Genomic DNA, 12,095 nt, shown 5'->3' with positions numbered 1-12,095 from the left:
TCGGTTATTTACCTCAGATGATTTTCATTATAATGAAGCAACCCAAACTTGCCGCTGCCCCGGAGGCAATGCCATGTGGCGAAGTGGTATCAATGTAAAAAGCCACAACCAGCAATACACGCGATTCTGCGGTTATTTAAAAGACTGTAAAACGTGCCCGCTACAGCAGCAATGCATGCGAAAGCCACCCATTAAAACGAGCAAAAAGAAAGGACAGGCACAAGTTTCTTTGCAAAAATCATAGTATGAACTACTGTTATTACATACAGTTCAACTAAGGTTGATATTTTATGACTCGCGCAAGAAAAAAGCTGATTGATTTAGCGTCCACATCTTATTATCACTTAATCTCACGATGCGTGAGACGCGCATTCTTGTGTGGTGATGATAAATACACAGGTAAAAACTTTGATCACCGTAGGGCGTGGTTAGTAGAGCGAATTAAGTTATTAAGTAGCGTGTTCGCCATAGAAATTGCTGCTTACGCGATAATGAGCAATCACTACCACCTTGTTGTGAACGTCAATAGACGTCAAGCACTAGATTGGTCTGATGATGAAGTAATTGAACGCTGGTATCAACTTTATAACGGCCATGTTTTAGTCGACCGCCATTTAAACGGTGAGCAGTTAGATAAGCCGAGTTTGCTCTTTTTCAATGAGATCATCGCTAAATGGCGCGCAAGGCTTTATGACATCAGCTGGTATATGAAAAACCTTAATGAGTACATTGCCCGCGAGGCCAATAAGGAAGATAACTGCACGGGCAAGTACTGGGAAGGGCGCTATAAGTCACAGGCATTATTAGATCAAACCGCAGTACTCAGTTGCATGGCCTACGTTGATTTGAATCCTATCAGAGCAAACATAGCCGATACGCTTGAAGACAGTGATTTTACCTCAATTCAAGAGCGTATAGCGCATTTCAAAGCCTTTACCACAGACACGGTCAAAGCAAATAAACCCCTCAAACAAAAAGATACTGTTCAACATGAAAGTCAACCAGCACAGCTAAAGCCATTTGGTGGTAATCATATTAAAGGCACGATCCCCTTTGCCTTACTGGATTACATTGAATTAGTCGACTGGAGTGGCCGCCAGATAGATCCAAAGAAAAAAGGGCATATCAACAAAAGCATACCAAAAGTGCTCCTGACGTTGAATATAGAAGAAGCGCAATGGCTTGAATCAATTCAACGTTTCAGGCAGCAGTACTCAAATTTTGTAGGCAGCAAACAACGGTTAAAGCAGCAAGCTGCCAGCAACGATGTAAAATGGTACAAAGGCGCAGGTTGAACAGTTGCATCTTCATTGGTTTGTTTAAAAAACACGTTATTAAACAAAGTGTCGACCTCGATTTGCCTTTTATACCTAAAATTCCTGCCAAGCAACTGAATTCTAAGTGCTGTAACTAACACTAACAGTGCGCAAAAAATAATGATACGGTTACCCACGATGGGAGAAGCGCAAAATTTTCTGACAAAAATATGTGTCTGTCCTTTTTACTTCTTGAACAAAAAGCCTCATCCCCATGGGTAATGCCGTTCATTTAAGGTGAACGGCTTTTTTATTTCTTAGGATGGCAATACATGAAATAAACTAGACACCCATCCTAAATTTCTGTTGCTTCGAGTGTTGCTGGTACAACACATAGCTCTTTTGTTGGGAAAACTTCTGCTGCAACTATATAGCTAACTACAACTATAACAGATGTTGGTGTAAATATTAGTGTGAAAGATCTAATGACTCCTGAGGAAGAGCTACCTTAAATAGGAGAAAGGTTATGAACTTCATAAGATTACATTTAAATACCTTTTTGGTATATTTACTTTTCTCTCTGTTTACAGGTGGCATGATTGCTTGGAAAACAAGCGTTACTAATGGGCTTTTTTTGTATGCGGCATTGTAATTTTTTCTTTAATTGTTCATTTATACATTTATCTAAAATATAGGCCAGACTACGGTAAGAATAATCTAAAGTAGGTTTAGAAAAAAATAAACAAGACATATATGGACGCTCCCTTGAAGTCAAAACGGTGTTTGTCAAACTAGTTGTCGCGATCACTACGTTGGGAAATAAACTAGACACCCATCCTAAATTTTGCTAGCAATAAACCAGGAAAAATAGCAAATGCGCATGGAATCAAGCCAAAAGAGGGCAAAACTAGGATTGAAGAGATCAAGCAGGGTGGTAAACTAAAAAATAATCCTGACGTTGAAGTCTGCAATGATTGTGGTGAGGTATTCCCTCAGACAGATAGTGGCGAATTAGGTGATAGTATAGGTAATATCGAGGATAAACCATAATGCTAGAAATGAAAGCTACTTTAAGAATATCGTCTAAATCTTTGACACTTGATCACTTGGTTCAATATCTTGGTGAACCAACACGAGGATTTTCGATTGGAGATGAATTTTCATTAGGAAAAAAAGAAGAGATTTTTCTTATTGGGCTTGGGAATTATTGCCAGAGAAGCGAGTAACGCTAGAATCACATTTATCTAAAATAACTACTGTTTTAGAGAGTAAGCAAAAAGAGATTTTAGAACTTAAAGATGAGTTGGATGTCGATATTTTTTGCAGCCTTACTTCTGATAATGGACAAGGCGGTGCTGTAGTAACAGCCGAGTTGATGAATCTTTTGTCTCCATTTCAAGTAAATGTTGTATTTGATCTTTACATGGAACCCGAAGAGGAATAAATGGGGCGCATTTAAACTAAATGACTTCAAGTAAAAGTTCTATCATTTGATAGGGCTTTGTTGTTTCTACGCTGAGCAAAATCACCAGCGCAATGAGCATCGGTCTCCGGTAGTAATTTTTTAACTAAGACACCCTGTAGTGGCATAGTGATTTTGGCCACTATTTACATACAAACTTGTATAAAACAAAGTGGGGCTTTTTTATGCCTTAGTTTTATTAAAAACGCCCACTAATGTTAAATTACAAAAAATTTAATTACTTAATATAGCTATGGCATTTTACATCCCTTTATTACAACCTTATTTTAAGCACATTGAAATTGGCGATACGCTTACATCACTTTGGAGTGGATGTGGCAGTATTGTGCAGTGCCAGCTTGATGATAAAGCCTGTGTTATTAAAGCGATCAAAATACCCAGCCATATACACCATCCTAAAATTAAACAAAGCGAATTTGCACTTAAAAGAAAGCGGCACTCCTATAGCGTTGAATACACTTTTTATAAGCTTTATAGCCAGAATTTACCAAAAAATGCGCAAAGTATTGAATGTATAAGCGCAATTAATAAAAACGATGAATATGCGCTGGTGTTTAAAGACTTTACTAAACATGGGTTTACTCAAGCAGGGCCACAACATGTTAAAGCTATATTAAAGTGGCTTGCACACTTTCATGCGTTTAACTTAAGTAAACCCGCTGACGGGTTATGGCAGCAAGGCAACTACTGGCATTTAAGCACGCGCCCAGATGAGTTTAATAAACTAAAAGATAACCTTAGTAAAAAGTCCGATATTAAAAATGCTGCACATAAAATAGATGAGCAACTACAAAGTTGTGCGTATAAAACGCTGATTCATGGCGATGCAAAACTTGCTAACTTTGCAGCAAATGAGCGCGATGAAATACTCGGTTATGATTTTCAGTATATAGGTGCAGGTAGCGGGATAATTGATGTGATGTATTTTATGACCAGTTGCTTAAGCGATGCACAATTGCACGAGTGCGCTGATGAGTATCTTGCGTATTATTTTGATAATTTAAAGGCTGCTATTACAACTTATCACCCTACGGCACCAGCAGGTAAAATAGCTGACGATTGGCTCGCTTTGTGGCCTGCTGCATGGACTGACTTTTATCGATTTTTAGCTGGCTGGAGTCCTGAGCATCAAAAAATAAATAGTTATATGCAACAGCAAGTAAACAGTAGTTTAGCGAGTAACATTTAATAAGCAGGTTTTGCTAGTCTCTTGCATAAATATCAAGCAAAGTGACCGAATTTGTGCAATATATGAAAACACCGCTGAAACTTCAGGTCAAATGACCTTTTTTAATATAAAATACTGCAAATTCTTGTATCAGTAGGTTTATATCATGGCAATTCACGTAATTTCTCACCCTCTTGTTCAACATAAACTAGGTTTAATGCGCGCACATGGCATTAGCACCAAAAGCTTTCGTGAATTGTGCTCTGAAGTTGGCACATTATTAACCTACGAAGCAACTAAAAACCTACAATTAGAAGATAACGAAATTACAGGTTGGGATGGTAATAAGTTAAAAGTTGAGCACATTAAAGGTAAAAAAATTACTGTCGTGCCAATTTTACGTGCTGGCCTTGGCATGATGGACGGTGTTATGCAGTTATTACCAGCGGCTAAAGTAAGTGTTGTTGGTCTTCAGCGTAACGAAGAAACACTAGAGCCAGTACCCTATTTTGAAAAGCTAGTAGGTAACATTGATGAGCGCTTAAGTTTAGTGATTGACCCTATGCTTGCAACGGGCGGCTCAATGATTGCCACAATCGATATGCTTAAAAAAGCAGGCTGTAAAGAAATCAAAGTTATTGTACTAGTTGCAGCACCAGAAGGTGTGGCAAAAACACTTACAGCACATCCTGACGTAGAAATATTTACCGCATCAGTAGATAGCCACTTAAACGAAAAGGGCTATATTATCCCTGGTTTAGGCGATGCGGGCGACAAAATATTCGGTACTGTTTAGGAGTCTTAAGTGCAAAATAATGACACCTTTTCAATAAAAACTATTTTAACGGGTGCACAAATGTTGTTTGTCGCATTTGGTGCACTGGTATTAGTGCCACTTTTAACAGGCTTGGATCCTAATGTTGCGCTTTTTACCGCTGGCATGGGTACTTTGCTGTTTCAGGTAGTGACTAAAGGCCAAGTGCCTATATTTTTAGCTTCATCGTTTGCTTTTATTGCACCTATTATTGCCGCTGTGCAAATGTGGGGCGTACCGGCCACTATGGGTGGTTTAATGGTGGCGGGTTTTGCTTATATGCTTTTAAGCTTATTAGTAAAATTTAAAGGCGTTGCAACGCTTCATAAAATTTTACCGCCTGTGGTTGTAGGCCCAGTAATTATGGTTATTGGCCTTGCGCTTGCACCTGTTGCTGTAAATATGGCGATGGGTAAAAGTGGCGACGGCAGTATTCAAATTATTGATTACACCAGCGCTATTTATATTTCGTTGTTCTCGTTAGTGGTTACGCTTATTTTTGCAGTATGGGGAAAAGGCGTATTTAAGCTTATACCTATATTAGCAGGAGTTGTAGCGGGTTATTGTTTATCGCTTGGTATGGGCGTTGTGCAATTTGACGCAATGACTAACGCACAGTGGTTTGCTGTACCAAACTTCACTTGGCCTGAGTTTAAATGGCAGGCTATTTTGTTTATGGTACCTGTAGCAATAGCACCTGCAATTGAGCATATTGGCGATATGATGGCTATTAGCCAAGTAACCAAAAAAACTTTTTGAAAAAGCCTGGGCTTCACCGAACTTTGTTTGGTGATGGCCTTGCGACTTCTGCGGCATCGTTATTTGGCGGACCGCCTAACACTACTTACTCAGAAGTAACGGGGGCAGTTATGCTTACCAAAAACTTCAATCCTAAAGTAATGATGTGGACTGCAATTATTGCTATTGCCTTAGCATTTATAGCTAAGATGGGCGCAGGGCTTCAAACAATACCCGTGCCTGTAATGGGCGGTATTATGATTTTACTTTTTGGATCTATTGCGGTTGTTGGTTTAAATGCGCTAGTTAAGTCGGGCGATGATTTAACCGCGCCGCGTAATTTAAGTATTGTAGCGCTTATTTTAGTGTGTGGTATTGGCGGCATGCAAATTGGTGGCAGCCAATTTAGTTTAGAGGGTGTAAGTTTATGCGCTATTTTAGGAATAGTACTTAACTTAGTATTACCGAAAGCAGAACCCGAAAAAGTTTAATTTTGTACATTAGGTAAATAGATTGCACCATAATAGCGCATTTTTAATGCGCTGTTTTTTAACTCATTAAAAAATATAAAAAATAATAATGGTCTAGTATCTGCATTTAACTCCCAGACGCATTGTATGCAAAGGAGTAACTATGTCAGAGGCCAATATTGTGGATATAACCCCGTTTTTAGCAAAACACCAACTGCCTTTAAAGTATCAATATTTGAGTGAGCAATATTTTGTTCCACTCGCGCATGACATCCTCGAATCTAAAAAAACAAATACTCCTATTTTTGTTGCCATAAATGGATGCCAAGGATCAGGAAAAACAACACTCGCTGATTTTTTAGTTACCTGGTTTTCTAAAAACACACCACTTAACAGTGTAGCATTGTCGATTGATGACTTTTATTTAGCAAAACAAGCACGTTGTGAACTTGCCAAAGACGTACATCCTCTTTTTACTACTCGCGGAGTACCGGGTACTCACGACGTAGCGTTAATGAATTGCACAATAACTAACTTACTGGCAGGTGAGGTAAACGTACCGCTTCCACGGTTTAATAAACACGAAGACGACTGTGTGCCAGCAAGTGAGTGGCTAATAAACGAAAAGCCAGTTGATATTGTTATTTTAGAAGGGTGGTGCGTAGGCAGTGAGCCACAACCGCTGTTTTCATTGAGTGAGCCGCTTAACGAGTTAGAACAACAGTTTGATAAGGAAGGCGTTTGGCGACGCTGTGTAAATAGCTGTTTAGCAAACGAATATAAAGCCGTTTTTAACTTAATTGATTATACCGTTATGCTAAAAGCACCGAGTTTTAGTGATGTTTTTACATGGCGACAAGAGCAAGAACAAAAGTTAATAGCCAAAAAAGGTGAAGGCTCAGGCACCATGACTAACGAGCAATTGGTGTATTTTATTTCTCATTTTGAGCGCATTACGCGTGAGAACTTAAACACACTGAGCGCTAAAGCAAACGCTTTAATTGAACTTGATAGCAACCGCGATATTAGTGGTATGCACCTTACAAGTGATGACACCCTTCAACCTATTATTTTTACAGATTTGGACGGCACATTACTCGATCACGCAGATTACAATACAAATAATATCAGTGAGTTATTACAGCAGTTGCAAAATGCGCATATTCCTGTGGTGTTCAATACCAGCAAAACTTTTTGCGAAGTTATAGAGCTTAAAAACGATTTAAAGATTCAACAGCCTTTTATTGTAGAAAACGGCGCTGCGGTATTCATTCCAGAGAACTATTTTGAACTTAAGCCAATTGGTTGTAAAAAAATAGGCGCGTACTGGTGTTACGCAATGGCAAAGCCGCTATCGAGTTTATTAAATGATTTAAATACTTTAAAGGCGGATTATAAAGCACATTACAAATTGTTTAGTGACTTATCGAGTGAGCAAATATCAGAGCTTACAGGCCTCGATGATGCACAAGCAAGACGCGCACAAACTCGCGATTATTCAGATCCGCTTTATTGGTATGGCAACGACGAATTACTCACAGCCTTTGTAAACGATGTAGAAGCACTCGGCTACGATATAAAAATTGGTGGGCGCTTCATTCATATTGCTAAAAATACCGATAAAAGTACTGCACAGCAGTGGTTAGTTAAACAGTTTACACATCATTTCAGAAAGCCTCTCACGGTCATTGCACTCGGTGATAGCGATAACGATAAGCAAATGTTAGAGCATGCAAATATCGCCATTATCATCGCCAATCCGGCGAGTAAAAAGCCGGTTAAATTGTCGCACAACAAAGCACGATACTCTCAATCGCCAGCACCGCTGGGCTGGATTGAAGAAATAACATCGTTGCCGTGCATTAGCAGTATTTTAAGTATTTCTGAGGAGCAAAAATCTCATGGCTGATTTTTATCAAAATGGCATTATTACAACATTACATAACATTGCCGACAGACCACTAGAGGATCTAGAAAAAGAGCTACTTACCTTTAGTAAGCAGCGCCCAATGGGATTAATACTTCCTTCGTTATTTAGCGAGCTTGAAGGCCCTGCGCTGCAAAATATAGTTAGTGAGTTGCGTGAAGTACCGTATTTATCGCAAATTACGATAGGCTTAGATAGAGCCGACGAAGCACAGTACCGTCATGCACTTGGCTTTTTTAAAGAGCTAAACCAAAACCACAAAGTATTATGGAACGACGGCCCACGCTTGCAAGCACTTGATAAAGAATTACAAGAGCTAGGGGTTGCACCCAGAGAGCTCGGGAAAGGCCGTAATGTTTGGTACTGCATGGGTTATAAACTTGCTACAGCCGAGGTGGAATCTATTGCGCTGCATGACTGCGATATTTTAACCTACGACAGAAGCTTACTTGCTCGCCTAATTTATCCGGTAGCACATCCGCGTTTTAACTATGAATTTTGTAAAGGGTTTTACCCGCGTACTGCTAATGGCAAAATTAATGGCCGTGTATCGCGCTTATTAGTAACGCCACTGCTTCGTTCGTTTAAAACTATTTTAGGCAATACAGACTACCTTGAATATATGGATTCGTTTAGATACCCACTTGCAGGTGAGTTTTCGTTCAGACGCGATGTGTTAAACGATATTCGTATCCCAAGTGATTGGGGCCTTGAAATAGGCGTACTGAGTGAAATGTATCGTAACTATTCACATAACCGTTTATGCCAAGTAGACATTGCCGATAACTATGACCATAAACACCAAGAACTTTCACTTGATGATCAAAGTGCAGGTTTATCTAAAATGTCGATTGATATTACTAAGGCATTGTTTAGAAAGCTGGCTACGCAAGGTGTTACTTTTACCAGCGAAACAATTCGTTCATTAAAAGCGACTTACTATCGTATAGGTTTAGACTTTATAGAAACATATCATAACGATGCGCTAATGAACGGGTTAACCCTTGACGTGCATCAAGAAGAAAAAGCGGTAGAAATGTTTGCACAAAATATTATGGAAGCAGGCCAACACTTTTTAGAAAACCCAATGGAAGCACCATTTGTGCCTAGTTGGAACCGTGTTGTATCAGCAATGCCAGACGTACTTGAGCGCTTAAAAGAAGCCGTAGAGCTTGATAACGAAGAATATAGTTAACCTGTGGGTAGGTTAACTAGCCTATAAGTCTAAACAATAAATATTAGGGGCGCATGTGATTTCAGTTAGCGAATTATTTTTACAACGAGTAGAGCAACATCTTCATATTATTTATGAGGGTGTTGAGCTGCCTTTATCGGTTACTGAGCTTGCTCAGCAACTTATTAAAATTATATTAGGTAGCAATGCTCTGCGCGACCCGACACCCCACACAAACCGATGGGATGAACAAGATATAGTATTGATTGCCTATGGCGACTCTATTATTAAACATGATGATAGTGAATTTGCCGTATCAAGCCCAATGGAAGCGCCGCTTAAAACGCTACACAGGTTTATAAAAGAGCAGTGTGATATGCAGCTTAATGCGTTGCATATATTGCCATTTTACCCGTACAGCTCAGATGAAGGCTTTGCCGTAATGAACTACGTGCAAGTTAACGAGTCGCTAGGTGATTGGAATGATATTCAAAATATAGCTAAAGATGTAAAACTCATGGCAGATTTAGTTATTAACCACTGTTCAAGTAGAAGTGTATGGTTTGAAAACTTTTTGAACGACCTACACCCAGGTAAAGATTACTTTAAAACGGCTAGCTTAACTGATGATTTAAGCCAAGTTGTACGCCCGCGTACATCATCGCTATTAAATACGGTAACAACGCCAAGTGGTGAAAAACACGTGTGGTGTACGTTTAGTCACGATCAGGTTGATTTTGATTTTGCCAATCCTGATGTACTTAAAGAATTTATAGGTATTATTCGCCACTATTTAGACAACGGTGTGCGTTTATTTAGGCTCGATGCTGTCGCGTTTTTGTGGAAACAGCTTAATACAAGTTGCATAAATTTGCCGCAAACACATGAAGCAGTCAGGCTAATGCGAACACTTATTGAGCATGCAGAGCCTAGCGTAGTTATTATTACCGAAACCAATATTCCAAACCAAGAAAACCTCTCTTATTTTGGTAATGCCAATGAAGCGCACAGTATTTATAATTTTGCCTTGCCACCATTGTTACTGCATACATTATTAAGCGGTGATAGCGCAGCAATAAAGCATTGGATGATGAGTATGCCGCCTGCACAAAATGGTACGGCGTATTTTAATTTTATTGCGTCGCACGATGGCATAGGATTAAGGCCTATTGAGGGTTTACTTCAGCCTAGTGAGGTCGCATCGTTAGTAAGTACAACCATGCAATTTGGTGGTCGTGTTTCAATGCGTACCAGTAACGATGGTACGCATACACCGTACGAGCTAAACATTGCTCTATTTGATGCACTGCAAGGCACACACAATGGCCCAGACAAATTTGGCCTTGAGCGGTTTATGTGTGCTCATGCCATAATGTTTGCGCTTGAAGGTATACCTGGGCTTTATATTCATAGTTTATTGGGTACAACTAACGATTACGAACGCTTTGAAAACTCGCAGCATAATCGCGCTATAAATCGCCATCGCTGGCAAGAGTCAAAGTTATTAGCCGCCATTGCTGAAAAATACAGTCATCATCATAAAGTGTTTAATGGCATTAAATCATTATTGAGTGTGCGTAAAAAGCAAGGAGCTTTCCATCCCAATGCGACTCAATTTACCTTGCATTTAGCGGGTGGTTTATTTGGCTTTTGGAGACAAAGCATTGATAGACGGCAAAGCATATTTTGTGTTTATAACATTAGTGATAAACCACAAACACTTACATTAGCCGATTTAAATTTAATTAATACCCAAAAGTGGTTTGATTTAGTAGCAGATAAAACAATTGAAGAAACTCAATTAACGATAGAACTCGAGCCATACCAAAGCGTGTGGCTGAGTAATATTAAATAAAAGAAAATTATTGAAAAAGTCTGCAAATGCAGACTTTTTTATTGCCTAAACATTATAGTTTTTACTGTAAAGCCCCTTTACACCGTTGTATAGCTCTCTATTTATGTTGAGTTACTTTCTTCCTTATAATTGATATAATCAGCGTTCTCTTATTTATGAGGTTTTTCATGAAGTATTTTTATTTAATAATTACGTTACTATTTAGCTTGCAGGCGTTAGCAGAAAAGCCTGTCGATCTTGAAATAAATATGAAAAACACCGGGCTAGCCTATAAACAAGCGGTGCAGGCAAAGCAACTTGGTGAATTTAATATCGCAATTGATGAATTCATTAAGTTGGTAAAGGTAAGTAAAACTGCCAAGTTTTATAAAGAGGCTGATAAGTCATTACAAGGTCTTGACAAGGTTATTGTCCAAGCTGAGCTTGCTAAAAAAGCAGCTAATGAGCAGGGGCTTACTGCTGCAAAAGCACCGTTAAAAAATATAGACAATTTACGTAAAAAATACCATGAGTTACATGAGCCTCCAGGATTCTTTGAACTACTGTTCGGTTCATAAACCTAAACTCAATGTATCTTTAGTAGCCACATTAAGCTAATTGAGCTAAAGGTATTTACAGCAATAAATATAAGGAAACACAATGGAAATTTCAGTTTCAATGTTAGAAGGCCAAAAGCAAAGCGCTAAATTTGGCGACCTAGAGGTAATAAGCGATCAAAGTGTAAACGCTGGTGGCAATGCAGAGCATCCAGAACCGTTTGATTATTTTTTAGTAAGTATGGTTTTATGTGCAGGTTTTTATGCGCGTAAGTTTTGCGAGCAGCGTGATATTTCAACGCAAGGTATGACGCTTACTCAAAATAACGAAAATGTAGATGACAACGGTAAAAAGCTATTTTCAATTGAGATTAACTTACCAGAAGGCTTCCCTGATAAATATAAAAAGGCGCTTATTGCAGCCGTTAATACCTGTACGGTAAAAAAAGTTATTCAGGCAGTGCCAGAGTTTTCAGTAGTGGTAAAATAGTACCCTCTAAATTAGGTAGCTTAAATAAGCTACCTAATTATATGTTGAGCATCCCCGTTTAACTTATTTCTTCTTCATTCCTTGCACTGCTTTAAATCGTGGGTTGTTTTTACAAATTACAAATACGCGGCCTTTGCGTTTTACAATTTGACACCCCGAGCGTTGCTTCGCGCTTTTAAAGAAC

At 39.0% G+C, this 12,095-nt stretch carries 12 protein-coding genes and 1 pseudogene; 12 read left to right on the top strand and 1 reads right to left on the bottom strand.

What is annotated here, in order from left to right; translation table 11 throughout:
* The 12 genes and pseudogenes from P20652_RS19900 to P20652_RS06400 form a co-directional block, all read left to right on the top strand.
* On the top strand, positions 1-244 hold a 244-nt coding region (locus P20652_RS19900), incomplete at its 5' end, for a transposase (RefSeq protein WP_193371787.1).
* A gap of 46 nt (positions 245-290) precedes the next feature.
* Entirely contained in the window at positions 291-1,295 is a 1,005-nt protein-coding gene (locus tag P20652_RS06360) for a transposase (RefSeq protein WP_231621072.1), read from the top strand.
* 1,010 nt (positions 1,296-2,305) lie between these two features.
* Entirely contained in the window at positions 2,306-2,482 is a 177-nt protein-coding gene (locus tag P20652_RS20410; RefSeq protein WP_158307896.1) for a hypothetical protein, read from the top strand.
* A complete protein-coding gene (locus tag P20652_RS06365; protein ID WP_008170125.1) occupies positions 2,464-2,700 on the top strand; it encodes a DUF4279 domain-containing protein in 237 nt (78 codons plus the stop codon). Before P20652_RS20410 ends, P20652_RS06365 begins: the two co-directional genes overlap by 19 nt.
* 271 nt (positions 2,701-2,971) lie before the next feature.
* Positions 2,972-3,928 (top strand): phosphotransferase, encoded by a 957-nt coding sequence (locus tag P20652_RS06370; RefSeq protein WP_008170123.1) that lies wholly within the window; start codon positions 2,972-2,974, stop codon positions 3,926-3,928.
* A gap of 145 nt (positions 3,929-4,073) precedes the next feature.
* Entirely contained in the window at positions 4,074-4,703 is a 630-nt protein-coding gene (gene upp, locus P20652_RS06375; protein ID WP_008170121.1) for a uracil phosphoribosyltransferase, read from the top strand.
* 9 nt (positions 4,704-4,712) lie between these two features.
* Positions 4,713-5,950, top strand: a pseudogene (locus tag P20652_RS18535) (uracil-xanthine permease family protein).
* 142 nt (positions 5,951-6,092) lie between these two features.
* Complete coding sequence (locus P20652_RS06380; protein WP_008170115.1) at positions 6,093-7,838, top strand: HAD-IIB family hydrolase; 1,746 nt, start codon at positions 6,093-6,095, stop codon at positions 7,836-7,838.
* Complete coding sequence (locus P20652_RS06385; protein WP_008170113.1) at positions 7,831-9,051, top strand: glycosyl transferase; 1,221 nt, start codon at positions 7,831-7,833, stop codon at positions 9,049-9,051. The genes P20652_RS06380 and P20652_RS06385 overlap by 8 nt, the downstream gene beginning before the upstream one ends.
* A gap of 55 nt (positions 9,052-9,106) precedes the next feature.
* Positions 9,107-10,885, top strand: coding sequence for a sugar phosphorylase (locus tag P20652_RS06390; protein ID WP_008170112.1), 1,779 nt, complete (start codon positions 9,107-9,109; stop codon positions 10,883-10,885).
* Between the two features lie 167 nt (positions 10,886-11,052).
* Positions 11,053-11,442, top strand: a complete 390-nt coding sequence (locus P20652_RS06395) for a cytochrome b562 (RefSeq protein WP_008170110.1) — start codon at positions 11,053-11,055, stop codon at positions 11,440-11,442.
* A gap of 82 nt (positions 11,443-11,524) precedes the next feature.
* Positions 11,525-11,911 (top strand): OsmC family protein, encoded by a 387-nt coding sequence (locus P20652_RS06400; RefSeq protein ID WP_008170108.1) that lies wholly within the window; start codon positions 11,525-11,527, stop codon positions 11,909-11,911.
* A 63-nt stretch (positions 11,912-11,974) separates the two neighbouring features.
* Here the strand turns inward: P20652_RS06400 and rpmJ are convergent.
* A partial coding sequence (gene rpmJ, locus P20652_RS18530; protein WP_033017624.1) for a 50S ribosomal protein L36 occupies positions 11,975-12,095 on the bottom strand: 121 nt, incomplete at its 5' end.

It is taken from the genome of Pseudoalteromonas sp. BSi20652, assembly GCF_000239855.1.
GTDB lineage: Bacteria > Pseudomonadota > Gammaproteobacteria > Enterobacterales > Alteromonadaceae > Pseudoalteromonas.
The sequence above is the reverse complement of the archived record's forward strand: the minus strand, read 5'-3'. Positions and strand labels throughout refer to the sequence as shown.